The following is a 25,485-nucleotide window of genomic DNA, read 5'->3' on the forward strand; positions in this document are numbered from 1 at the left end:
GTACTGCTCCCTTCCTTGCATGGCTGGGGGACCTGGGGGTGTGCAAGGCAGAAGCGGAGGCGCTGGTGCGCCCGGTCGATGCGCGTAGATTACTTATGGGTACGGCGGGTGGGGAGGGGTAACACGGAAATACCCTCCGAGGTACCGGAGTTGTCCTATTCCTGGACGCCTAACGGACGCTTTCCGTCCCCTCGTCGAGGATCGGGAAGCGGCGCGGGGCGAGGACGACGAGTACCAGCAGTGCGAGTCCGGCGGCCACGGCGGCGCCGAGGTAGACATGGTCGACCGCGGCGTCGACCGCCCGGCGCAGGTGGTCCGTCGCGGCGGCGGAGAGCGACCCCGGGTCGTCCAGGGCGTGCGAGATCGCGTCCAGGTCGCCCGGCAGCCCGGGGACGGGGGCGTCGGTCAGCCGGGAGGCCAGCCCCCCGTTGGCGACGGCACCGAACAGCGCGGCGCCGACGCTCTGGCCGACCTGGCGGCAGAAGAGGACGGACGCCGTCGTCGTACCGCGCTCCGACCAGCCGACGGTCGACTGGACGCCCACGATCAGCGGCAGTTGGAACAGGCCGAGCGCCGCGCCGAGCAGCAGCATGATCAGGGCGGGCTGCCAGGCCGCACCGGGGTAGGGCAGCAACGGGAAGGCCAGCAGGATCAGCAGGGCGGCGCTCATGCCGATGATCGCGGTGAGCCGGAAGCCGATGCGGTGGTAGACCCGGTTGGACAGCGCCGCCGAGACCGGCCAGCTCAGCGTCATCACGGAGAGCACGAAACCGGCCGCGATCGGGCCGAGGCCCAGGACGGACTGGGCGTACGTCGGAAGGAAGACGGTCGGCGCGACCATCAGCAGCCCCATCGCGCCCAGGGCGAGATTGACCGAGGCGATGGTGCGCCGCCGCCAGACCCAGCCCGGGATGATCGGATCGGCGGCCCTGCGTTCGATGGCGACGGTCAGCGCGGCGAGTAGGGCACTGGCCCCGAAGAGGCCCAGCGAGGGAGCGGAGAGCCAGGGCCAGGCGACGCCGCCCTGGACCAGTGCGGTGAGCAGGAGGACGCCCGTCGCGAAGACCGCCAGCGCGCCGGGCCAGTCGATCCGGGGGCGGACGGCGGGGCGCGGGCGGGACGGTTCGTGGAGGTGGCGGACGACCAGCCAGAGGGCGATCGCGCCGACCGGCAGATTGATCAGGAAGATCCACCGCCAGTCGGCGTACGCGGCGAGCAGCCCGCCGATCGCCGGTCCCGCGACGGCCGAAGTGGCCCAGACGGTGGACAGCTTGGCCTGGATCTTGGGGCGTTCCTTGAGCGGGTAGAGGTCGGCGGCGATCGTCTGCACCGTGCCCTGGAGCGCACCGCCGCCGAGACCCTGCACGACCCGGAAGGCGATCAGCGCGGCCATGTTCCACGCGGCGGCGCAGAGCACCGAGCCGACCAGGAACAGGATGATCCCGGCGACCAGGACGGGCTTGCGGCCGAAGGTGTCGGAGAGCTTCCCGTACACGGGCAGGGTGACGGTCATGGCCAGCAGATAGCCGGAGAAGAGCCACGAGAAGACGGCGAACCCGCCGAGATCGCCGACGATCTGGGGGACGGCGGTGGAGACGATGGTGCCGTCGATGGCGGACAGCGCCATGCCGAGCATCAGCGCCGCAACTACGGGGCGACGGCCGCGTGGGGTGGTGGGGGAGGCCCCGGTCTCTCGGGTTGCGGTGGCGGTTGCGGATGCAGTGGTGGGTGCGGCTGGGGTGACGGCTGCGGGTTCCGGGGCCGGAGTTGTGGCGGTGGCTTCCGGGGCTGTGGATACGGCAGTTGCTTCCGTGGGCTTCGTGAGGTTCGCGGGCGGGCCGGCGGGCGCGGTTCCGGGTGGCTCGGCTCCGGCGGGCCCGGTTCCGCCCGGCCCGGCTCCAGTTGGCGCGGCTCCGGGGGGCGGGGCTCCAGTTGGTGCGGCTCCGGGCCCGGAGGTCGCTGCGGCCGGCCCGGGTATCGCTTCGATGTCGCCGTCCGCGCCGCCCACAGATTTTCCTTCCCTATGCATGTATTTCCTGGGCCACTGTCTCACCGCGCGCCGCCCGGCGGGAGGGCCGCGAAGGACGGGCCCCGGTCGGCCCGGTCCGCCCGCGGCCGGTTCGCGACCCCTTACGCCGGTCTCCGTCGAGGGGTGGAGACCCCTAGGGGTTGGTCCTCAGTTCTGTCCAGGGGGCGTTCCTCCCGGCGGAGGACGTGGTGGTGGGGGGCCGTTCCTTAGCCTTTTCCTACGTCGCGAATGCGGCCGGCAACGGGGGCGGGGTGGGGATAACCCCACCGAAGGACTGCGATGAGCACCAGCGCGCCGGACCCCCTCCTCACCCGAGACTCGGAACGTACACAAACGCGTTCAGTCATTGACCGACATAGGAGACTTACCGTGACAACGGCTGTAACCATTCCCAGGCACGGGGGCACTGGAGGGCGTACGGCCGTCGCTGCGCGAGCGAGGCAGGTCGTCAAGGCGTACGGGTCGGGGGAGACCCGGGTCGTCGCGCTCGACCATGTCGATGTGGACATCGCTCGCGGGCAGTTCACGGCGATCATGGGGCCGTCCGGCTCCGGCAAGTCGACCTTGATGCACTGCCTGGCCGGACTCGACACCGTGACCTCCGGCGAGATCTTCCTCGACGAGACCGAGATCACGAAGCTCAAGGACAAGAAGCTCACCCAGCTCAGACGGGACCGGATCGGCTTCATCTTCCAGGCGTTCAACCTGCTCCCGACGCTCAACGCGATCGAGAACATCACGCTGCCGATGGACATCGCGGGCCGCAAGCCCGACGCCGGGTGGCTCCGGCAGGTCGTGGAGACCGTGGGTCTCTCCGAGCGGCTGAAGCACCGGCCGACCGAGCTGTCCGGCGGTCAGCAGCAGCGCGTGGCGGTGGCCCGCGCCCTGGCCTCGCAGCCGGAGATCATCTTCGGTGACGAGCCCACCGGGAACCTGGACTCGCGGGCCGGTGCCGAGGTGCTGTCCTTCCTGCGCCGGTCGGTCGACGATCTGGGCCAGACCATCGTCATGGTAACCCACGACCCGGTGGCCGCCTCCTACGCTGACCGGGTGCTCTACCTCGCCGACGGCTCCATCGTCGACGAGATGTACAACCCGACGGCGGACCAGGTCCTGGACCGGATGAAGCACTTCGACGCACGCGGGCGGACCTCATGACCGTCTGGAAGACCTCGATGCGCAACTTCCTCGCGCACAAGGGACGGATGGCGCTGTCCGCCGTCGCGGTCATGCTGTCGGTGGCGTTCGTGTGCGGCACGCTCGTCTTCACCGACACGATGAACACCACCTTCGACAAGCTCTTCGCGGCGACCTCGGCCGATGTCACCGTCAGCCCGAAGTCGTCGAAGGGCGGCGGCGACATGCCGGAGAACGGGAAGCCCGAGTCGCTGCCCGCCTCCGTCGTCCCGCTGGCCGCGAAGGCCGACGGGGTGGAGAAGGCGGAGGGCGCCGTCATCAGTGCGTCGGTCACCGTCGTCGACAGCCACAACAAGAACATGGGGACGGAGAGCGGCGCCCCGACGCTCGCGGGCAACTGGACGCGGAACGACCTCCGTTCCATGGAGATCACCGCCGGCCACGCCCCGCGCGGCCCCACCGAGGTGATGGTCGACGCCGACACCGCCGAGAAGCACCACCTGAAGCTCGGCGACGAACTGCGCACGATCGCCGTCACCGGTGACGTCACGGCACGGATCAGCGGGATCGCCTCGTTCAAGGTGACCAACCCGGGCGCCGCGATCGTCTACCTCGACACCGCGACCGCCCAGACGAAGCTGCTCGGCACTCCCGGTGCCTTCACGCACATCTCCATCACCGCCGAACCCGGCATCAGCGACACGCAGTTGAAGAAGAACGTCGCCTCGGCGCTCGGCGACCCGGCCGCGTACAAGCTCCAGACCCAGCAGGAGGCCGCCGACGCCAACAAGGACTCCATGGGGTCCTTCCTCGACGTCATGAAGTACGCGATGCTCGGCTTCGCCGGAATCGCGCTCCTGGTCGGCATCTTCCTGATCGTCAACACCTTCTCCATGCTGGTCGCCCAGCGCACCCGCGAGATCGGTCTGATGCGGGCCATCGGCTCCAGCCGCAAGCAGGTCAACCGGTCCGTGCTGGTGGAGGCGGTCCTCCTCGGCATCGTCGGATCGGTCCTCGGCGTCGGCGCCGGAGTCGGCCTCGCCGTCGGACTGATGAAGGTGATGAGCTCCATCGGCATGGAGCTGTCCACCGACGACCTCACCCTGGCCTGGACGACCCCGGCGATCGGGCTCGTGCTCGGCATCGTCGTCACCGTCCTCGCCGCGTACATCCCGGCCCGCCGGGCGGGCAAGGTCTCCCCGATGGCCGCACTGCGCGACGCCGGAACCCCGGCCGACGCGAAGTCGGGCTGGATCAGGGCCGGTATCGGCCTGGTCCTCACCGGCTCCGGCGGAGCGGCCCTGTGGGCGACGACGCAGGCCGACAAGGCGAGCGACGGATCGCTCCTCCTCGGCCTCGGCGTGGTCCTCACCCTGATCGGCTTCATCGTGATCGGCCCGCTGCTGGCCGGCCTGGTGGTGCGGGTGCTCAGCGTGGCCGTGCTGCGGCTGTTCGGCCCGGTCGGGCGGCTGGCGGAGCGCAACGCGCTGCGCAACCCCCGGCGTACGGGAGCGACCGGCGCGGCCCTGATGATCGGCCTGGCCCTGGTGGCCTGCCTCTCGGTCGTCGGCTCCTCCATGGTGGCCTCGGCCACCGACGAGCTCGACAAGTCGGTCGGCGCGGACTTCATCGTCCAGTCGTCCACCGGCCAGCTGATCGTTCCCCAGGCCGCTAAGGCGCTGGAATCGGCCCCCGGCATCGAGCACATCACCGAGTACAAGAACATCAGCGCGAAGATCACCGCACCCGACGGCACCACGGAGGACGAGGGAATCGTCGCCGCCGATCCGACGTACAAGGACGATCTGCGCCGCGAGACGGTCTCCGGCGACATGGCCGCCGCGTACGGCAAGAACGCCATGTCGGTCGGCGACGGCTACGCCGAGCGGCACGGTGTCGAGGTCGGCGACGAGATCACGGTCGCGTTCAAGGCGGGCGACACGGCGAAGCTGAAGGTCGCCGCGATCACCTCCGACGACACGAGCGTCGACACGGGCGCGATGTACACCAACATCACGACCGCCGAACGGTACGTCCCCGCCGACCGGATGCCCGAGAACGTGATCATGTTCGCCAAGGCGCAGGACGGCAAGGAGAAGGAGGCGTACACCGCCCTCAAGTCCTCGCTCGACGCGTACCCGCAGTACAAGGTGCAGAACCAGACGGACTTCAAGCAGGAGCTGAAGGACCAGATCGGCCAGCTGCTGAACATCGTGTATGGCCTGCTGGCCCTGGCGATCATCGTGGCGGTGCTCGGCGTGGTGAACACCCTCGCCCTGTCCGTGGTCGAGCGGACCCGGGAGATCGGCCTGATGCGGGCGATCGGTCTCTCCCGCCGCCAGCTGCGCCGGATGATCCGCCTGGAGTCCGTGGTCATCGCCCTCTTCGGTGCCCTGCTCGGACTCGGCCTGGGCATGGGCTGGGGCACCTCCGCCCAGAAGCTGCTGGCGCTGGAGGGCCTGGGAGTCCTGGAGATCCCGTGGCCGACCATCCTCACCGTCTTCGTCGGCTCGGCGTTCGTCGGACTCTTCGCCGCACTCGTCCCGGCCTTCAGGGCGGGCCGGATGAACGTCCTGAACGCCATTGCCACGGACGGCTGATGGCTGACAGTTGACGGCGACGGTCGCTCCGGACGGGCGGCCGAAGGCGACCGTCACCGTAGAATGACCGTGTTGGCCCCGGGGCGTTCCTCCAAACGCCCCGGGGCCGTTCGCGTCCGTACGCCGTCGCACCCGGCCCGGATCCGTCCTGTACGAGGTTGCCCCTGCACGAAGCCGCCCCTGTACGAGGCTGCCCCTGCGCGAGGTTGCCCCTGCGCGAAGCCGCCCCTGTACGAGGCTGCCCCTGCGCGAGGTTGCCCCTGCGCGAAGCCACAGCCCTGCACGAAGCCGCCCCCGCACGCAGCCGCCGCCCCGCACGAAGTTGCCCCTGCACGAAGCTGCCGCGCCCCGTGCAGCAAGCTGTCACCGCCGCCCAGGCCCCGTTCCGCTCCCCGCTGGCATATTCATCCGTGCCGGGACCCCCCGGCAGGACGCCACAGCCGAAGGGGAAACGTGACCATGTCTTCGCTTTCGCAGCAGCCGCGCGGTCCGGTGCGCAGCGCCGTCGCCGTCACCACTCTCGCGCTCGTCTCGCTCGCCCTCTCCGCCGGTGCCGCGTCGGCGGCCCCCGCACCGGCCACCGCCCCGGAACACCTCCCCGAACACACCGGCCGGACGCTCTGTACCCAGGTGGAGGAGTTCCTCGGCCGACTGCCCGTTCCCTCCGGGCCTGTTCAGGTGTGCAAGCTGGTCAACGGCTGGGACTAGGGGCGGGAAGCCATGATGCGCTTCCAGATCCTCGGGCCGCTGGCCCTCGCGGACGGCCCCGACACCGTCGTACTCCAGCCCTCGAAGCCCACGATCCTGCTCGCCGCCCTCCTTCTGCACGCCAACTCCGTGGTGTCCGCCGAGTACTTGCAGCGGGCCGTATGGGGCGAGGAGCAGCCCGCCACCGCCAAGGCGGCGCTCCAGACCTGTGTCCTGCGGCTGCGCCGGCTGTTCACCAAGCACGGGGTCACCGAGACCTCGATCGAGGCGGTGCCCGGTGGCTACCGGATCACCGCCGCACCGCACTCCCTGGACCTCCTCGGTTTCCGCGACCAGATCCGCCGGTCCGTGGCCCTCTCCGGCGACCCGGAGGCCGAGCTCTACACGCTCAAGGACGCGCTGTCGCTCTGGCAGGGCTCCCTCCTCGCCAACGTGCGCTCCGACGTCCTGCACCGGGACGAGGTGCCCCGGCTCGCGGAGGAGCGGCTGCGGAGCGTGGAGCGGGTCTGCGATCTGCTGCTGGGGCTGGGGCGCTGCGGGGAGGCGCTGGTCGAACTGTGGACCGCTACGCGCGTATATCCGGGGCACGAGCGCTTCCACGAGCAGTTGATCGAGGCGCTCTACCGGACCGGGCGGCAGTCCCAGGCCCTGGCCGAGTACCGCAGGGTCAAGGGCTTCCTCCTGGACGAACTGGGAGTGAACCCGTCGCCCGCCCTCCAGCAGCTGGAAATGGCGATCCTGCGCGGTGAGGACCTGGGCACCGGCGAGCCCGCGCCCCCGCCGCCGCCCGCCCCCGCCGTCCGGGTCATCGAAGGGGAGACCGTCCCCGTCCCGGGCGTCGGCCCGGTGCCCACCGTGCCGAACTTCACCGGGCGCGAGGCCGAGACGGCCGCCATGGTCGCCCGCCTCACCGCCGGTGCCGAGCCCGGCGCGAAGGACCGGCAGCCGCTCACGGTCCTGGTGTCGGGCGCACCCGGCATCGGCAAGTCGGCCCTCGCCCACCGGGTCGCCCACCTCGTGCGGGACGCCTTTCCGGCCGGCCGGCTGCTCGTGCCGATGACCCGGCCGGACGGCGAACCGCGCCGCGTCGCCGAGGTCGCGGCCGAGGTGTCCGCGGCCCTGCGCTCCGGGCGCGCGGGCGAACGCGCCCTGCTCGTCCTCGACGACGTGGTGGACGCCGATCAGGTGCGCCCGCTGCTGCTCCCGGCGGACGGCCCCGACATCGCCGTCGTCGTCACCAGCCGGATGGGTCTGGCCGGGCTCATCGCCACCCACGGCGGCTGGGTGCACCGGCTCTCCGCCTTCACGGAGGCGGAGTCGTACGCCCTGCTGCTGGCCGCACTCGGTGCCGAACGCGTCGAGGCGGAGCCGCAGGCCGCCCGCCGACTGGCCGCGCTCTGCGGGCACTTCCCCGTGGCCCTGCGCATCCTGACGGCCCGGCTGCTGACCCGGCCGGGGCTGGGACTCGGCCACGCCGTCGACTGGCTGGGCGAGGACCCGCTCGCCCGGCTCACCCTGACCGATTCCCCCGGCCTGTCCGTCACCGGCCTGTTCGACCGGGCGCTGGGCCGGCTCGACCCCCGGCTGTCCGAGGCGTTCCTCCGGGTCGGGGCGGGGCCGCTCGACACCTTCGGGGCCGAGGACGTCGCACCGGGGAGCGGGGCGGTACCGGAGACCGAGGCCGTACTGGAGCAGCTGGCCGACGCCGGACTGCTGGAGGACGGCCCGCCGGGCCCGTACCGCATCCACGCACTGCTCCGCGCGCACATACGAAGAACCGCCCGGATCCGCATCCGCCGCACAGAGAAGGTGTGAACCCATGGCCGAGAGTGCCGAAGCCGTAGCCGACACCGCCGTCGAAGCCGCCGCAGTCGCAGGGGTGGCCGGTCGCGCAGCCGCCACGACCGGGGCGTTCGACTCCCTGGCCGGGACCCGGCCGCGCATCCGCCAGGACGTGCTGTTCACCGAGACCCCCGGCGGGGTGCTCTTCCACAACGCCGACGGCGGCTTCCATCTGACCGGCCGCACCGCCTACCGCTTCGCCTCCCTCGTCGTCCCGCACCTGACCGGCCACCACCGGCTCGACGAACTCTGCGCGGGCTTCGGACCGGCCCAGCGGGCGATGGCCGCCGAGCTCGTCAAGACGCTGTATGCACGGGGGTTCGCCCGCGACCTGCCGGTGGCGGACAGCACGGTGGAGCCCCTGCCGGACGCGGTCGCCGAGCGGTTCGCCGCCCAGATCGCCTACGTCGACCACTACGCCGACGGCGCCCCGGAGCGCTTCGCCCGCTTCCGCGCCACCCGGGTCGCGGTCCTCGGCGACGACGAGGTCGCCCGCTGGTGCGCGCTCAGCCTGGTGCGTAACGGGTGCGTCCGGATCGGTACGGCGACGGGCTTCGACGACGTCACGGCCGAGGCGGCCGAGGCGGGCGCGTACGTCGAGCGCATCGGCTCGGGCGCGGACGCCGGGATCGACGCCCCGGGAGCGGGCACCGGGATCACGGCGTCGGGCACGGACGCCGGCTGGGCGGCACTCGGCGGTTACGACGTCGTGGTGGTGACCGGCGCCGGGGCCGGGGCGCGTACCCAACGGCTGCTCGCCGCCGGGGTGCCCGAGGGCCGGACCCTGATCCCCGCCTGGTCGTTCGGCCGCCGCCTCGTCGTCGGACCGCTCGCCACCGCCACCTCCACCGGCTGCTGGTCCTGTGCCGTCCTGCGGCTCGGCGGCAACGTGGCCCCCGGGCCCGCCGCCGAACTCTGGGGCGAGGCCGCGGGCGCCGTCACCTCCTCGGCGGACACGCTGTCCGGCCCGGTCGCCGCGATGGTCGGCAACCTCCTCGGTTACGAGATCTTCCGCATCGCCACCGGCGCCCTGCCCGCCGAGACGGACGGTCAGGTCCTCGTCCAGGACCTGGAATCGCTCGACGTGATGGCCGAACCGGTCCAGCCCCATCCCCGGTGCCGCCGCTGCGCCGCCCTCGACGCCCGCGAACCCGCCGCCGCGCTGCCGGAGGGCCTGGCGCTCCCCGTCACCCCGACCGTGGAGACCGCCCGCGACGCGGAGGCGCTGGTCGAGGACCTGAACCGGATCAGCACGGCCCTGGTGCGCCCGTTCACCGGGATCTTCGGCCGGTACGACGACGAGGGGCTGACCCAGACCCCGTTGAAGATCAGCCGGGTCGAGGTGGCGCTCGGGGCCGGAGTACGGCGCCGGATCGCCGCGTTCGACGTGCACCATCTGGCGGGCGCGCGGATGCGGGCGCTGTACGCGGCGGCGGAGGTGTACGTCGAGCACGTGGTGCCGGTGGCCGCCGAGGACACCGCGGATGCGGTCGCCGGGGAGGGCGCGGCGGTTCCCGTGCTCGCCCCGGACGCGCTGACCACCGGGGGCGGTACGGGAGCCCGCCCGCGGTCCTGGGTCACCGCCACGTCCCTGATCCGCAAGGAGCCGGTCCGGGTGCCCGCCGCCGCGGTGCGCACCTTCGGGGCCGACAACCGGGACCGGCCGCACCTGGCCACCTCGGCCGGTTCGGGCGCGGGCGGCAGCGCACGGGAGGCGGCGGGGCGCGGCCTGATGTCGGCGCTCGCCCACGACGCGCTGCTGCGGGCGGTCCGGGGCACCACCCGGGTGAGCCCCGTGGCCGTCGACGGCGCGGACCCGGAGCTGGTGTTCCTGCTGAAGTCCGCGGCCAACCTGGACGTCGCGGTGGAGCTCCTCGACCTCGGCGAGGGGGCCCGCACCTCGGCCCAGGTGGTGCTGGCCCGCGAGGCGAACACCGGTGCCACGGGCGGGCGTTGGGCGGTCGGATCCGGTCTGTCGCGGCGTGCGGCGGCCTGTTCCGCCCTGCGGGATCTGCTCGGTCAGGTGCAGCTGGCTGCCGAGGACCCGGGTGCGGAGGTGGACCTGGGCGATCCGCTGCTCGGTGACTTCGCCGCCGGGACGGTCGCGGTGACCGGGGAATCCGTCACGGCGGACGGGGCGGCGACCACGTTCGAGGCGGTGCTCGACCGGCTGCGGGACGCCGGGCGCGACGCCCTGTACGTACCGACGACCCCGGCGGACCTCCCGGCGGGCGGCATCAGCACCGCCCGGGTGCTCCTCACCGTGGACGGCGAGGTCGGCCCCGATGCCCGTTGAGACCGCGGACACGGCCGCGACGGACGCCCGCGCGCCCGACGCCGTACTCGCCGAATCCACCCGGCGCCTCGCGGAACTCCTCGCGGAACGGCTGGCCCGGCACACATCCGAGCCGCCGCCGCTGGACGTGGCACCACTGGGCGTGCGCGACGCCTTCGCGGACCTCGCGCCGAGTGACGAACCGCCGACGAACGCATTGCCGGCGGACGGCGCACCGACGGACGGCGCACCGGCGGACACCGTGCGCGCCGTGCCGGTCGGCGCCGTGCCGGTCCGCTACTACGGGCAGCACGCCGTCGTCGGCCCCTTTCCTGTCGCACCCCCGGCCACGGGGGGAGCGGAGGGCGGCGACGCGACGGTCCCACAGCCCTGTGCGCGCTGCCTGGACCGGCGCTGGCAGGGGGTCCGCTCCGTCGCCCTGCGCGAGGCGCTGGAGCTCGGCTCCGGCACCCGGGCGGCCGGGGAGTCCCCCTATGTCACCCCGTTCGGCGCCGAGGCCCTCGCGGGTGTCATCGCCGCCCGGCTGAGCGGCACCGGACCCCGGACCGGCGCCTTCCCCTACGTCCATCTCGTCGACCTCCAAACCCTGGCGGTCCGCGGCTATCCGCTCGTCCCCGATCCGGAGTGCCCGGTCTGCGGCCGGCCGGAGCCGGACACCGCCGAGGCCGCCGCACTCACCCTGCGGCCCGCCCCCAAGCGGAAGCCCGGCAGCTTCCGGGTCCGGGACATCGCCGACTACGAGCTGCCCGTCGAGCCGTACGCCAACCCGGTCTGCGGCTCGCTGGGCTCCTCCGTCGTCCAGGACGTCTCCTCCACCTCCACCTCCGCCACCATCGGGCGGTTCTCGATGCGCTCGGGCGAGTACCTCCGCGAGACGTTCTGGGGCGGCCACGCCGACACCTTCGCCGAGAGCGTGCGCATCGGGGTCCTCGAAGGGCTGGAGCGGTACGCGGGCATGCGCTCGCGGGCCAAGCGCGCACAGGTGCGGGCCTCCCTGCACGCCCTGCGCGGGCGCGGTGAGCACGCGCTCGACCCACGGTTCTGCGGGCTGTACTCGGACGCCTTCCACCGGGCCAACCCCCGGGTCACCCCGTTCACCCCGGACCGCGAGATCCCCTGGGTGCGCGGCTACTCCCTGCGCGACCACCGCACGGTCCTGGTCCCGGAAGTGCTCACGTACTACCACGCACCCGGTCTGGAGAACCGCTTCGTGCAGGAGAGCTCCAACGGCTGCGCGTCCGGCGGCTGTATGGAGGAGGCCGTCTACTTCGGGCTGATGGAGGTCGTGGAGCGCGACGCGTTCCTGCTGGCCTGGTACGGGCGGGCCGCCCTGCCCGAGATCGACCCGCGCACCAGCCGTCGCCGGGCCACCCGGCAGATGGTGGACCGGCTGGAGATGTACGGCTACGAGGCCCGCTTCTTCGACACCCGGATCTCCTTTGCCGTCCCCGTCGTCACGGGAGTCGCCGTACGCCCGGACGGCGGGCGGGGCCGCATGTGCTTCGGCGCGGGAGCCGGGCTCGATCCGGAAGCCGCCCTGGCCGGTGCGCTCTGCGAGATCGCGACGGACGCGGTGAACCTCCAGGGACGTACCGCACGCGACGAGACACGGCTGCGCGCCATGGCGTACGACTTCGACAAGGTCGAGGCGCTGCACGACCACCCGCTGGCCTACGGCATCCCGGAGATGGGCGACCACGCCCACTTCCTGCTCGGCGAACCGGGCGCGCCGCGCCCGCCCAAGCGGTCCTTCACCGAGCTGTACGGCAACGGGGAAGGGGGCGGAGATCCGGGCGGCGACCTCGGCGCCGACGGGCGCGGCGCCCGGAACGGCGACCTGAACACCGGCGGGCGCGGCGACCGGAGCGGGGGCGCCGGGCGGCACCCGGTGATCCCCGTCTCCGACGACCTGCGGGAGGACCTGGACCGGTGCGTGGAGGCCGTCACCGGGGCGGGGTTCGATGTGATCGTCGTCGACCAGACCATGCCGGAACAGCGCGCCCTGGGCCTGACCACCGTCTCCGTCATCGTGCCGGGGCTGCTGCCCATCGACTTCGGCTGGAGCAGACAGCGGGCACTCGGCATGCCCCGGCTGCGCACCGCGCTGCGCGAGGCGGGACTGCGCGAGGGCGACCTCACCGACGCCGACCTCAACCCCGCACCCCACCCCTTCCCGTGACCAAGGAGCTCGCCATGGGGTACGCCCATGAATACGCGGCCGCGATCATGCAGCGCGGCCGGGTCCCGATGGACCCCGCCGATTTCGTACCGAACTGGTCGGACGGACCGCGCAAGGCCAAGTTCTACCCGGGTGCCGACAGCCTGCCGCTGCCCGGCACGGACTACCCGGCCCACGCGACGCTCGACCGCGGACTGGCCCAAGAAGACGGCATGGAAGGGGAGTTCGACCTGTCGGCGCTCTCCGGGATGCTCCGTGACTCCTACGGGCTCACCGGCCGCCGCCTCGGTGTCCAGGCCAACACGGACCTGAGCGCCCTGCCCCACTACCCGCTCGCCAACTGGTCCCGCGGCTCCGCGTCCGGCGGCGGCCTGTACCCCGTGAGCGTCTACTGGGTCTCGGGTCCCGGCGGCCCCGTACCGCCCGGAGCGCACTACTACTCCACCCGGCACCACACCATGCAGCGGCTGCTCACCGGCGATGTGTCCGGTGAGGTGCGCGCCGCCCTGGGGGACGGGGCGCCGGGTCCCGCCACCGACCAGTACCTGGTGCTCGGCGTCAAGTACTGGCAGAACTCCTTCAAGTACAACAACTTCTCCTTCCACGCCGTCTCCATGGACGTCGGCGCCTGTGTGCAGACCTGGCGGATGTGGGCCGGTGCGCGGGGCCTCGGAATCGAACCCGCGCTCTGGTTCGACGAGGAACGCCTCGCCTCGCTGCTCGGGGTGAGCACGAAGGAGGAAGGCATCTTCGCCGTCGTCCCGCTGAAGTGGGCGGGTGCGGCGGATGCGGCGAGCGCGGCGGATGCTTCGGGCGTCTCGGGTGTTCCGGGTGTTTCGGGTGCTTCCGCCGGTCCGGTCTGCCCGGTGCGGCGCAAGGACGTCGAGCGCTCCCGTACCGTCCTCGGCTTCGACGCGCTGGAGCGGATGCAGGCGGCCACCTCCGCCCATGCCACCGCCCGGCCCGCCCCCGACGCGCTGGCCCCCGCCGCCGCGCCTCCCGCCGACCCGGCGCTCCCCGAAGTGGCCCTGGCCCCCGCGCTGCCGCTGGACACCGACGTACGCACCGCCCTGCGCCGCCGCCGCAGCAGCTTCGGCCGCTTCGACGCACAACGCCCGGTGAGCGCGGCGCAGTTGGCGACCTGTCTCGCGGCGGCCGTCACCGGGTCCCGGATCGGCGGGGACACGGGCAGCACCCGGCTGGCGAAGCTGTACGCGTTCGTCAGCCATGTCGAGGGACTGGAGCCCGGCAGCTACGCCTACGACCCCGAGGCGCACAGTCTGCGGCTGGTCAAGGAGGGCCGGCCGGGGGAGTTCCTCCAGAAGAACTACTTCCTCTCCAACTACAACCTGGAGCAGGCGGGCGCCGTCCTGGTGCCCACGGTCCGTACGACCGCCGTCCTGGACGCGGTCGGCGACCGGGGATACCGCCTGGTCAACGCCACCATCGGCGCCGTCGCACAGAGCGTGTACACCGCGGCGTCCGCCGTGGACCTCGGCTGCGGTGTGGCGCTCGGCTTCGACAACATCTCCTACATCGAGGAACTGGGCCTGGAGGCGACGGGCGAAGCGCCGCTGCTGATCATGATGATCGGCCACGAACGGCCCGCCCCCGCCGACTTCCGCTACGAGATCGCCTGAGCCGGGGGTACGAACGATGCATCACGAATCCACGAACCCCGCCGTGATCCGGCCCGCGTTCATGCTGCGCGTCGCCGGGCTTCCGGTCGAGAGCGTGCGGGGCCTGCGCTGCCCCGAAAGCCGCCGCTGGGCCGACGACATCCTCGACGGGACCGAGCGGCTGAGCCTCGCCGCGGGAACGGTCGGCGATCAACTGCACGAGCTGATCGGCGGCAGCGACGACGAGCCGCTGCGCCGGACGCTGCTGAAACTGCGCCGGGACGTCTTCAACAACCGGCTGCCGCAGGCCGAGGCGGCCGACCGCGCACTCGCCCTGGTCCGCTCCCTCGACCCGGCCGCCGGTGACACGCTGGCCGGCTGGCTGGAGGCCCGGCGCGGGCTCGACGAGCGCCGGAACGCGGGCGCCGCCCTGCTCGCCGCCGAGACGGGCCGCAGCCGCACCGAGCTGCGCCGGCTGGCGGAGGAGGACCGGCTGCGCAAGGCGCTGCTGCTGGCCTCGCCCACCCTGGACGCCCAGATCGACGCCTTCGTCCACCGTGCGGCGGACGGCCCGCCCGACAAGAAGCAGCGCAAGATCGAGCGTTCGCTCCTCTCCTACCTCTACCGGACGGTCTGCAAGACCAGCCCGTTCTCCACGTTCACCGGCGTCGCCCTCGGCTCGCTGGGCGGTGACGGCGGGCTGCGGGTCCGGGTCGGGGCGGACTGGCACGGACAGGTGCGGCTCAATGTCGTCGCCCTCGGACGGCTCGCCGACGCCGTGATCGCCGACCCGGTGCGCCGCGCCGATCTGCCGGTCGCCCTCGCCTCCGGCTGGGGCCGTGACGACGACCGGGTGCGCTATGTGCGCCGCTGGGTCACGGCGGGCGACGACGACACCGCCGTCACGTTCGACGCGGTGAAGGACCGGCTGTTCTTCCTGCGGCGCAGCGGCACCCTGGAGCGCCTGCTCGGCCTGTTCGAGGAGCGCGGGACCCTCCGTTACGGGGAGCTGTCCGGCTGGCTCGCGAAGGACCGGGACGCCACCGAGGAGGAGTGCGCGCAGTACCTTCAGGCGCTCCTCGACCTCGGCATGGTCCAGGTGCCGTGTCTGCGGACCGAGGTGCACGACACCGACCCGCTGCGCGCGTTCCAGGGTTCGCTGCGGGGCCTCGGGCGGCCCTGGGCGGACCGGCTCGCGGACCGGCTGAACGGGCCCGCCTCCCGCGTCGAGCGGTTCGCGGACGCCTTCCCGGACGAACGCCGGGCGCTGCTGGACGAGTTGCGGGACGAGCTGCGCCGCGTCCAGGAGGAGGAGCTGGGTGCCGTACGCGCCAAGGTCCCGCAGACCCTGCTGTACGAGGACGTGGCGGCGGGGCCGGGCGTGGAGCTGGACCCGGCGGCCTGGCAGGAGCTGGCGGCCCGGCCGCTGGGCGCGGTGGAGCGGATCCTGCCCGCGTTCGACCTGACGCTGCCGCAGCGGATCACCTTCAAGGGCTTCTTCCTGGCCCGGTACGGGCAGGGCGGCCGCTGCGACGACCTGCTGAAGCTGGTGCACGACTTCCACGAGGACTTCTTCGACCAGTACATGTCGTTCACCGCCGGGCACACCAGGTTCGACGCCGAGGGCACCTACGTACCGGAGGTGAACTGGCTCGGTCAGCCGCAGCTCAAGGCCCTGGACGCGGCCCGGCAGACGTTCGTGGAGCGGATGCGTGCCCTGTGGGAGACGACGGGGCCCGGCTGCGCCGAGGTGAGCGTCGACGAGGACTTCCTGGCCGCCGTGGCGGATCAGCTGGGCTCGATCGCGCCGGGCTTCGCGCCGATGAGCCACCACCTCCAGCTCGTGGACCGGCCCGAGGACCCGTTGGTCGTCCTCAACCGTTCCTACGGCGGAGTGTCCTTCCCGTTCAGCCGGTTCACCCACCTCTTCGACGGCGTCCGGGACGGCGAGGGACCCGGCGGAATGCCCGGCGACGACGGTCTCGACGGAGGTCTCCACGGCGGTCTCGACGGGCAGTTGCTGGCGGGGGCGGACGACATCGTGCCCGAGGGTGCCGTCCTCGCCGAGATCACCGGCGGCCCCGTCACCAGCAACCTCAACCTGCACGGGCGCCTCACCCGGTACGAGATCGTCTGCCCGGGGGAGAGGGGCACCCTGCCCGAGGAGTTCCGGCTCGACCTCGAAGACCTCCACCTCGTCCACGACCAGGACGGGGACCGGCTGGTCCTGCGCTCCACCCGGCTGGGGCGCGAGGTGATCCCCGTCTACCTCGGCTATCTCGTACCGCTGGCCCTGCCCGAACTGCCCCGCACCCTGCTGCTGCTCTCCCCGACCTCGATGGCCCCGGTCAATGTGTGGGGAGGCGTTCCCGAGGGGGCACCGTCCGGCGGGGTGACCGGGCGGCCGAGGGTGCGCCACGGCAGTGTCGTACTGAGCCGGCGCAGCTGGAGCGCGCCCGCCACCGTGCTGCCGCTGCGGAAGCCGGGGGCGGCCGAGGACGGCTGGTTCCTCGGCTGGCACGGCTTCCGGCGTGCGCACGGCCTGCCCGACCGGGTGTTCGTGACCGTGTCGGACACCGGGGCACGGGGTGCGACCGGGGCCAAGCCCCAGTACCTCGACTTCGACAGCCCGCTGTCCCTGTCGGCGTTCGAGGCGCTGCTCAAGTCCCCCGAGGCGCGTGCGGTGTTCCGGGAGATGCTGCCCGACGAGGACGCCCTGCACGCCGTCTCCGCCCGTGGCCGCCATGTCGCCGAACTGGCCGTGGAGACGGCCGTACCCGTCCGAAGGAGGACCCAGACCCCATGAACGTCCCCACCGCCGCGACGCCCGCGACCGCGTCCCCGCAGACCGCCACGTCCCCCGGCCCCTGGCAGGCCCTGCACATCTTCTACGCGGCCAACCCGCGCCCCCTGCTCCTGCACTGCGTCCGCCCGCTGATCGACGAACTGGAGGCGGACGGCCTCCTCGCGGGGTACTTCTTCATCAACTACTGGCTGGAGGGACCGCACGTACGCCTGCGGCTCAGGCCCTCCTCACCCGCCGCCGGCGCGGAGGTGACGCGCCGCGCCGAACAGGCCGTGGACGCCTTCCTGGCCGAGCGGCCGGCGCTGTACGAGGTGGACTCCGGCTTCCTCAACGACTTCTACAACACGCTCTTCGAGATCGAGTTCCCCGGCAGCGAGCGCGGCCACTACATGGACGACCAGGGCCGGATGAACCTGCGCCCCAACAACTCGCGCCATGCGCAGCCGTACGAGCCGGAGTACGGGAAGTACGGTGGTCCGGCCGGGATCGAGCTGGCCGAATGGCACTTCCGGCACTCCAGCGACCTGGTCATCGACGCCTTCCGCTCCAAGAACCTCCATCTGCGCACCGTGCTGCTGGGCACGTCCGCCCAGCTGATGATGGTGATGTCCGCGACCTTCCTCCCGGACCGCGCGGAACTGGCCGACTACCTGGACAGCTACTACGAGTTCTGGCACACGGCCTTCCCCGGCACCGGCTTCATCGGCACCGAGGAGTACGACCGCAACTACGCGGCGATGGCCGCCGGGCTCACCGCGCGCTTCGAGCGGATCATGGACGCCACCGCCGGGGGCGTCCGGGGGGAGGACCGGACCCCGGCGGCCCTGCCCGGTTTCCTGGGCGGCTGGGCCGAGCACTGCGCCGAACTGCGCGACCGGGCCCGGAAGCTGACCGCCGACGGCGACCTCGTCTTCCGGTCCTGGGACGGTGAGCGCGACGAGCTGGTCACCGACCCGGCCGCCTCGTTGCCGCTGCTCCTGTCCCCGTACATGCATATGACCAACAACCGTCTCCACGTCACCATCAGGGACGAGGCCTACCTCAGCCATGTGCTGGGCCGCGCCCTGCGGGAGACCGGGTGAACGCCCCCGGTCGCCCTGCGGGAGACCGGGTGAACGCCCCCGGGGCCCTGGCCGACTACCGCCCCGCGCTCCGGCCCCGGGTGCTGCTCAGCGACGCGCTGCTGTACGGCTCCGCGACCGTGCACCTGATCAAGGACACGGACAACGGCACCTCCTTCAAGGTCGGCGTCAAGGAGCACTTCCTCATCGCCCGGATGGACGGGGAGCGCAGCCTGAAGGAGATCGGGGAGGAGTACGCGGCGGAGTACGGGCGCAGGCTGGCGGACGCCAACTGGCAGCAGATCCTGCGGATGCTGGGCACCCGCGGTCTGCTCGCCGGATCGCCCACGCCCACGTCCGCGCTTACGCCCACGTCCACGCCCGCACCCGCACCCGCTTCGGTCGAAGGTGCCACGTCCGGCCCCGCGTCGGCGTCCGGTGCGCAGCCCGCACGGGGGATTCTGCGCGGGAGCATCCGGCTGGTCGCCGACGCGGACGCCACCACCGCCCGGCTGCACCGGGCGATCGGCTTCCTCCTGGCACCGGGCTGGCTGATACCGCTGCTGGCCCTCGTCGTGGCCATGGAGGTGGTCCTCGCCCGGCAGGTCGGCGAACTGCTCATCGCCGTAAGGGAGCTGTTCACCAACCCGGTGCTGCTGACCGGGGCCGCCACCCTGCTCTGGCTGAGCACGGCCCTGCACGAGCTGGCGCACGGGGTCGTCGCCCGGCACTACGGAGGCCGCGTCGCCGAGATCGGGCTGCGCTGGCGGCTGCCCGTCGTCATCATGTACTGCACGGTGGACAACTATCTCTATCTGGGCAGCCGTTGGCGGAGGATCGGCACGGCGGTCGCGGGCGCGGTGATGAACCTGGTCTTCCTGCTGCCGTTCTGCGCCCTGTGGCTGTTCGCCCCGCTCGACGACGCCACGCACGACGCGCTGGCCGGCCTGCTGCTGCTCGGCAGCGTCCAGGCGTTCGCGATGCTCGTGCCCTTCCCGCCGCTGGACGGCTACAAGATCGCGAGCCAGCTGGCCGGAGCGACCGGGCTCGCCGCCTCGACCGGTACGTATCTGCGGCTCGTCACCCGCCGTGACCCGGCGGCGGCCGACTACCCGCGCCGGGCCCGGATCGCCTACACCGCCTACGGGCTCGGCTCGCTGCTCGTCCTCGCCGCGCTCGTCGCGGCGGTCGCGGCGGCCGCCCACCACCTGCTGACGGCCTGACGCATTCCCCAAGGAGAGTTCCATGAGCGCCACCGCCCCCCGCCCCCCGAAGGATTCCCCCGACGCCCCGGCCGCCCCCGCCGCCGCTCCCGAGGCCCCGGTCTCCCCGGCCGTCGCCCTGGACGGCGTGCACAAGAGGTACGGCGACACCCGGGCCGTCGACGGGGTGTCCTTCACCGTGGCACGCGGGGAGTTCTTCGGTCTGCTCGGCCCCAACGGCGCGGGCAAGACGACACTCGTCGAGATCATGGAGGGCCAGCGCAGGGCCGACGCCGGGACGGTGACCGTCCTCGGCACGAGCCCCTGGCCACGCAATGTCGCCCTGCTGCCCCGGCTCGGCGTGCAGACCCAGGCCTCGGCGTTCTTCGTCCGGCTGACGGCCCGCGAGCACCTGTGCACCATGGCGGCCCTCTACCGCTGCGACGCGGCGGCGGCCGAACGCGCACTCGCCTCCGTCGGGCTCACCGAACAGGGCGACACCCGGGTGGACGACCTCTCCGGTGGCCAGCGCCAACGGCTCGCCATCGCCTCCGCCCTGGTCCACGGCCCCGAACTGATCTTCCTGGACGAGCCGACCGCCGCCCTCGACCCGCAGGCCCGCCGCGCCCTGTGGCAGGTGCTCCGCGACCTCAAGGGCGCGGGCCGCACCATCGTCTACACCACCCACCACCTCGACGAGGCCGAGGCGCTCTGCGACCGCGTCGCGATCATGGTCGACGGGAAGGTCGCCGCCCTCGACAGCCCCGCCAGCCTGATCGCGGCGGGCAGTCCCACCACCCGCCTGCTGGTCCCGGCGGGCCGGCTCACACTCGCCGCGGCGCGGGCCATCCCCGGCGTCGACCGGGCGGAGGAGGAGGCCGACTCGATCGTGCTGGAGACCCTCGAATCGGGCCGGGTGCTGGCCGCCGTCGACGCGATCGCCGGACTCCAGGGCGTACAGACGCGCACCGCGAGCCTCGAAGACGTCTACCTGGCCCTGACCGGTGCCCCGCAGCCGTAGAGCCGCCCCGGCCGCCCCTCCCACCTCCCAGAGCGATACGGAGCACCCCCGATGAGCGCATACGCCGCGCTGAGCCAGGCCGGATACCGGGCCTGCACGCGTGACCGGACGACCCTCTTCTTCACCTTCGCCTTCCCGCTGATCTTCCTGGTGGTCTTCGGGCTGATCTTCCACGGCCAGACGGTCGAGGAGAGCGGCAAGCCCTACATCAACTACATCGCCCCCGGCGTGCTGTCCTGGGGCGTCGGCAACGCCGCCGTCTTCGGCGTCGGCTTCACCCTCATGCAGTGGCGCCGCGACGACATCCTGCGGCTCATCCGGATGACCCCCACCCCGGTCTCCTCGGTGCTCGCCTCCCGCTACGTCCTGGCGCTCGGCATCGGAGCCGTACAGGCCGTGCTGTTCGTCGCCGTGGCCCTGCTCCCCTCGTTCGGTCTCGAACTGGACGGCCGCTGGCCGCTCGCGCTGCCGGTTCTGGTGCTCGGCATCACCGCGTTCCTCGCGATGGGCGTCATCGTCGGCAGCTACGCCAGGACACCGGAGGCGGTCGCCGCCGTCGCCAACTGCCTGATGATCCCGATGGCCTTCCTGTCCGGCTCGTTCTTCCCGCTGGACGCCATGCCGGGCTGGATGCAGAGCCTCTCCAGGGTCCTGCCGCTGCGCTACCTCAACGACGGGATCTCCGGCGCCGTCACCGGCCGCGGCTCCCTCGCCGACATCGGCGTCGCCTGCGCGGTGCTCGCCGGATTCGCGCTCGTCCTCGGCGCGGTCGCGCTGAAGACCTTCCGCTGGAGCGACAAGTCATGACGACCACGACGGTGACCGCGGCGGCCACCCCGCTCGACGCGGCACGCACCCACCTCCAGTCCGAACTGGCCTCGCGCCATGCCACGTTGTCCGTACCGCCGTCCGGCCCGCCCGCGCTTCCCGCCCCGCGCGTCGTCCCGCTCGGCGCCGCCGACACCCTCGGCTTCGGCCACCCGGACCCGTACGCCGCCACCCGCCCCGCGGCGAACGTCCAGCTCACCGCCCGCGCCGTGCTGATCGGACCCTGGGGCGGCGGGCCCGGCGCCACCGCCTGCGGCCAGTGCCTCGCCATGCGCTGGCAGCGGCTGCGCAGCCGCTCCGAGCGCGAGGCGCTCGAACTCGGCCATGAGCCGCACGGCGCCATCCACTGGCCGGTGCTCACCGGCTACGCGGTGGACGCCGTCTGGGCCACGTACCGCGCCGTCCTGACCACCGACCGCGCCGCGCACCGCACCGCGCACCGTGCTGTTCCGCCCGGCGACCGCACCGCCCGCCTCGCCGCTCCGCCCGCCGACCGTGCCGTCACCGAAGCCACCGCGGCGGACCGCGCACTGCCCCAGGTCACCCGGATCGACCTCGGCACCCTCGCGACGGCCACCTTCCCGCTGCTGCCCGAACCGCTCTGCCCCGCCTGTGTGCACGAGGTACCCGACACCGAGGCCGCCGCCCGGATGGAACTGGCCCCCACCCCCAAGCCCGACCCGGACGGCTACCGGCTGCGCTCCCTCGACTCCTACCCGCTGCCTACCGCCGCCCTCGCCAACCCGGTCTGCGGCGCGCTCGGCTCCGACACCTGGATCAACCCGGCGTCCACCACCACCGCACCGGTCGCCGGAACCCACTTCGTCCGCGGCTACGCCGGACTCAACGACGTCACCTGGAGCGGCCAGGCCAACCGGTACGCGACCAGCCGCACCCTCGCCTACCTGGAGGGCCTGGAGCGGTACGCGGGCACCCATCGCAGACGCGGCACCTCACCCGTCGTCGACTCCTACACCAACCTCGCGGACCGGGCGCTGAACCCGGCGGACTGCGGCTTCTACGCCCCCGAGACCTACGCACGGGACCACCTGGTCAGCCCGTTCGACCCGGACCGGGCGATCCCCTGGGTCTGGGGCCACTCGCTGCGCGACGACCGCCCCGTCCTCGTACCCTCCCGGCTCGCTCACTACAGCGCCGGGGTCGAGGCCGACAACTTCGTCTTCGAGTGCTCCAACGGCTGTGCCACCGGCGGAAGTCTGGAGGAGGCCATCCTCTTCGGGCTCCTGGAACTCGTCGAGCGGGATGCCTTCCTGCTGGCCTGGTACGGGCGCGCCCGGCTGGCGGAGATCGACCTCGGCTCCTGCCGCTCCCCGGCCGTCCGCTCCATGCTCGACCGCGCCGCGCTGCACGGCTACGACGTGCACGCCTTCGATACGCGGATGGATCTGGCGGTACCGGTCGTCACCGCGCTCGCGGTGCGCCGGGACGGCGGAACCGGCACCCTCTCGTTCAGCGCGGCGGCCGGCTTCGACCCGGAGGGCACCGTCGAGGCGGCCCTGTCCGAAGTCCTCACCTATATCCCGCACCTGCCCTACCAGGTGGCCGAGCGCCTGCCCGAACTGGAGCTGATGGCGCAGGACTTCACCAAGGTGCTGCATCTCAAGGACCACGCCCAGCTCTACGGTCTGCCCTCGATGACCGGGCACGCCCGCGAGTATCTGGAGCCCACAGACGTCGCCCCGCTGGACGAGACGTTCGCCGACTGGCAGGAGCTGCGGCCCCGCACGGGCGACCTGCTGGACGATCTGCGGCTGCTGCGCGACCGGCTGACCGCGGCGGGGTACGACGTGATCGCCGTCGACCAGACCACGCCCGAGCAGCACCGGATGGGCCTGCACACGGTCTCCACCACCGTCCCCGGGCTGCTGCCGCTGGACTTCGGCTGGACCAGGCAGCGGGCGTTGCGCATGCCCCGGCTGCGTACCGCGCTGCGGGCGGCGGGCCGCCGCCCCGACGACCTGCCGGAGGGGGAGATCAAGGCCGTCCCGCACCCGTTCCCGTGACGGCACCCGTTCTCGTTCCCGCGCCCGCGCCTGTCTCCGCTTTTGCGCTTGTTTTTGCTTCCGCTTCCGCACGACCGGCAGCCCCCTCCGCCGACGGAGGGGGCTGCCGGAACGGCATCGCAGGCGCCGGTCCCGGTACGGGATCAGGCGCAGCAGGAGGTGGTGCTGGTGGTGCTGGAACAGGTGGACGTCGACGAGGACGACGTCGAACCGGCGAGGACGACCTCGACCGCGTCCGAGTAGTCCGAGATCTCGAAGGTCTCCGACTCCAGCTCCAGGATCTCGTCGGCGAGGGTCGCGAGCTCAGTCTTGGGGGCCATGGTGTTCTCCCTGGTGTCACGGGGACCGGCCGGCCGATCCGGCACTGTTCCCCTGCGGTGGGTCCATTGCAGGGGCAGCCGCTGTCAGATCGGCCCGGCTTTCGCTGTCACCCCGCTGGCATCCGGTGACAGCGGAACGGCGAGGTGCTGAAGGGCGGTCGGCGCAGGCTCGTACGGCGCGTACCGCTCGCACGTCCGAAGGAGAGAGGACCGACTCCATGTCCACACCCCTGCCGGTGCGGCGCCCGGTGCAGCACGCGGTGCTGCGCTCCGCGGTCGAGCTCTACCTCGACCTGCACGCCCACCCCGAACTCTCCGGAGCCGAGCACCGCACGGCCGGCCGCCTCGCGGACCGGCTGACGGAACACGGCTGTACGGTCACCCGTTCCGTGGGCGGCGGCCACGGTCTCGTCGGCGTCCTGCGCAACGGGCCGGGGCCCACCGTGATGCTCCGCACCGAACTCGACGCGCTGCCCGTGACCGAGCGCACCGGCCTGGCGTACGCGAGCACCGTCCCCGGGGTCATGCACGCCTGCGGCCACGATCTGCACATGGCGGCGGTGGCCGGTGCGGTGGCCGAACTCGCCGCCGCCCGGACCGACTGGCGCGGCACGGTCCTCGTGGTGGGCCAGCCCGCCGAGGAGACCCTGACCGGGGCGCGGGCCATGCTGGACGACGGCCTGTACGAGCGTTTCGGCACTCCGGACGCGGTCCTCGCCCAGCACGCCGCACCGCTCCCGGCGGGCATGCTCGGCCACCCGGCTCCCGGCCCCGCCCCCCTGATGGCGGGAAGCGTCTGTGTCGATGTCACCGTGCACGGCCGGGGCGGTCACGCGGCCACCCCGCACCTCGCCGTCGACCCGGTCCTGACGGCAGCCGCGATCGTGCTGCGGCTCCAGTCCGTCGTCGCCCGGGAGACCTCCCCGGCCGAACAGGCCGTGCTGACCGTCGGCTCGATGCGGGCGGGGGAGCGGGGCAACATCATCCCGGACACGGCCGAACTGACGCTGTGCATGCGGGCGTTCTCCGGCCCCGTGCTCGACCGGATGGAGGCCGCCGCCGAACGCATCGTCCGTGCCGAGTGCGTGGCGTCGGGCTGTCCCCGGGAACCGGACGTCACGGTGACCGCGCGCTCGCCCGTGCTCGTCCCCGATCCGGTGCTGACGGCCGCCGTGCGCGGGGCCCACGAGAGCCTGCTGGGACCGGACCGGGTCCTGGACTTCGGGACCACCACCGCCACGGAGGACTTCCCCTGGTTCGCGGAAGGGGGCGTGCCGGCCGCGTACTGGATGCTCGGTGTGACCGGGGCCCGGCAGTGGCGCACGGCCCGCGCCGGGGGCGAACCCGTCCCGCCCAACCACGCGCCCGGGTTCGCCCCCGATGTCCGCACGGCCCTGCCCGCCGGGATCGGGGCGATGGTGTCGGCGGCCCGGCAGGTGCTGGGAGCAGGGCCGGGCGGCGGCGGGGAGGCGCGGTGATGCGGCCCGGCTGGACGGATGTGGCCGTCGTGCGCCGCGACCGTACCGCCCCGACCGGGGAGACCACCGTCGTACGGCTGCTGGGCATGCTCCCGACGCACTGGACCTGCTCGCCCGGGGCGGTCGGCCAGGACCGGGTGGTGCTGAGGGTCGAGCTGGGCGGGGGGACGGACGAGGCCGCGGTGCGGCTGGCGTTCTCCCGGGTCCTGTCCGACGCGGCGCTGCACGGCTGGACCCGGGAAGCCTGACCTCGGTGCCGGTGCCGGTGCCGGTGCCGGTGCCGGTGCCGGGCGCTGGGCTCGGCTGGGCCCGGCTCGGGCGGGAGGCATTCCCCG

Annotated in this window: 17 protein-coding genes; 15 read left to right on the forward strand and 2 right to left on the reverse strand. The window is 72.8% G+C overall.

What is annotated here, in order from left to right; translation table 11 throughout:
• Positions 1-169: 169 nt before the first annotated feature.
• A complete protein-coding gene (locus tag A6A29_RS33355; protein WP_073725982.1) occupies positions 170-1,636 on the reverse strand; it encodes an MFS transporter in 1,467 nt (488 codons plus the stop codon).
• Between the two features lie 762 nt (positions 1,637-2,398).
• On the opposite strand from A6A29_RS33355, the gene A6A29_RS33360 reads away from it, so the two are divergent.
• The 13 genes from A6A29_RS33360 (at position 2,399) to A6A29_RS33420 (ending at position 23,352) form a co-directional block, all read left to right on the forward strand.
• Positions 2,399-3,187: an ABC transporter ATP-binding protein gene (locus tag A6A29_RS33360; protein ID WP_073725984.1), complete on the forward strand. Its 789-nt coding sequence runs from the start codon at positions 2,399-2,401 to the stop codon at positions 3,185-3,187.
• Positions 3,184-5,766, forward strand: a complete 2,583-nt coding sequence (locus A6A29_RS33365; protein WP_073725986.1) for an ABC transporter permease — start codon at positions 3,184-3,186, stop codon at positions 5,764-5,766. Before A6A29_RS33360 ends, A6A29_RS33365 begins: the two co-directional genes overlap by 4 nt.
• 459 nt (positions 5,767-6,225) lie before the next feature.
• Positions 6,226-6,474: a hypothetical protein gene (locus A6A29_RS33370; RefSeq protein ID WP_079183131.1), complete on the forward strand. Its 249-nt coding sequence runs from the start codon at positions 6,226-6,228 to the stop codon at positions 6,472-6,474.
• A gap of 15 nt (positions 6,475-6,489) precedes the next feature.
• On the forward strand, positions 6,490-8,289 hold the full coding sequence (locus A6A29_RS33375; protein ID WP_073726554.1) for an AfsR/SARP family transcriptional regulator: 1,800 nt from the start codon (positions 6,490-6,492) through the stop codon (positions 8,287-8,289).
• Positions 8,290-8,293: 4 nt separating this feature from the next.
• A complete protein-coding gene (locus tag A6A29_RS33380; RefSeq protein WP_079183132.1) occupies positions 8,294-10,612 on the forward strand; it encodes a TOMM precursor leader peptide-binding protein in 2,319 nt (772 codons plus the stop codon).
• Positions 10,602-12,791 (forward strand): TOMM precursor leader peptide-binding protein, encoded by a 2,190-nt coding sequence (locus tag A6A29_RS33385; RefSeq protein ID WP_073725990.1) that lies wholly within the window; start codon positions 10,602-10,604, stop codon positions 12,789-12,791. The genes A6A29_RS33380 and A6A29_RS33385 overlap by 11 nt, the downstream gene beginning before the upstream one ends.
• 14 nt (positions 12,792-12,805) lie before the next feature.
• The gene (locus tag A6A29_RS33390) at positions 12,806-14,431 is read left to right on the forward strand and encodes a SagB family peptide dehydrogenase (protein WP_073725992.1); all 1,626 of its coding nucleotides are present in this window, start codon (positions 12,806-12,808) and stop codon (positions 14,429-14,431) included.
• A 16-nt stretch (positions 14,432-14,447) separates the two neighbouring features.
• Positions 14,448-17,216 (forward strand): lantibiotic dehydratase, encoded by a 2,769-nt coding sequence (locus A6A29_RS33395; RefSeq protein WP_073725994.1) that lies wholly within the window; start codon positions 14,448-14,450, stop codon positions 17,214-17,216.
• Positions 17,213-18,298, forward strand: coding sequence for a lantibiotic dehydratase C-terminal domain-containing protein (locus tag A6A29_RS33400; protein WP_073725996.1), 1,086 nt, complete (start codon positions 17,213-17,215; stop codon positions 18,296-18,298). Before A6A29_RS33395 ends, A6A29_RS33400 begins: the two co-directional genes overlap by 4 nt.
• Positions 18,299-18,327: 29 nt before the next feature.
• Positions 18,328-19,500 (forward strand): site-2 protease family protein, encoded by a 1,173-nt coding sequence (locus A6A29_RS33405; protein ID WP_073725998.1) that lies wholly within the window; start codon positions 18,328-18,330, stop codon positions 19,498-19,500.
• A gap of 22 nt (positions 19,501-19,522) precedes the next feature.
• Positions 19,523-20,500 (forward strand): ABC transporter ATP-binding protein, encoded by a 978-nt coding sequence (locus A6A29_RS33410; protein ID WP_079183133.1) that lies wholly within the window; start codon positions 19,523-19,525, stop codon positions 20,498-20,500.
• 51 nt (positions 20,501-20,551) lie between these two features.
• On the forward strand, positions 20,552-21,307 hold the full coding sequence (locus A6A29_RS33415; protein ID WP_073726000.1) for an ABC transporter permease: 756 nt from the start codon (positions 20,552-20,554) through the stop codon (positions 21,305-21,307).
• Complete coding sequence (locus A6A29_RS33420; protein ID WP_073726002.1) at positions 21,304-23,352, forward strand: TOMM precursor leader peptide-binding protein; 2,049 nt, start codon at positions 21,304-21,306, stop codon at positions 23,350-23,352. Before A6A29_RS33415 ends, A6A29_RS33420 begins: the two co-directional genes overlap by 4 nt.
• Before the next feature lie 143 nt (positions 23,353-23,495).
• Here A6A29_RS33420 and A6A29_RS33425 read toward each other — a convergent pair whose 3' ends face one another.
• Entirely contained in the window at positions 23,496-23,672 is a 177-nt protein-coding gene (locus tag A6A29_RS33425; RefSeq protein ID WP_073726004.1) for a thiazolylpeptide-type bacteriocin, read from the reverse strand.
• 218 nt (positions 23,673-23,890) lie between these two features.
• Here A6A29_RS33425 and A6A29_RS33430 point away from each other — a divergent pair, with 218 nt between their 5' ends.
• Positions 23,891-25,150 (forward strand): amidohydrolase, encoded by a 1,260-nt coding sequence (locus A6A29_RS33430; protein ID WP_073726006.1) that lies wholly within the window; start codon positions 23,891-23,893, stop codon positions 25,148-25,150.
• Positions 25,150-25,398 carry a hypothetical protein gene (locus tag A6A29_RS33435; RefSeq protein WP_073726008.1) on the forward strand — a complete coding sequence of 83 codons (249 nt, stop codon included), beginning with the start codon at positions 25,150-25,152 and terminating at the stop codon, positions 25,396-25,398. Before A6A29_RS33430 ends, A6A29_RS33435 begins: the two co-directional genes overlap by 1 nt.
• Positions 25,399-25,485: the final 87 nt, after the last annotated feature.

The organism is Streptomyces sp. TSRI0281, assembly GCF_001905125.1.
GTDB lineage: Bacteria > Actinomycetota > Actinomycetes > Streptomycetales > Streptomycetaceae > Streptomyces.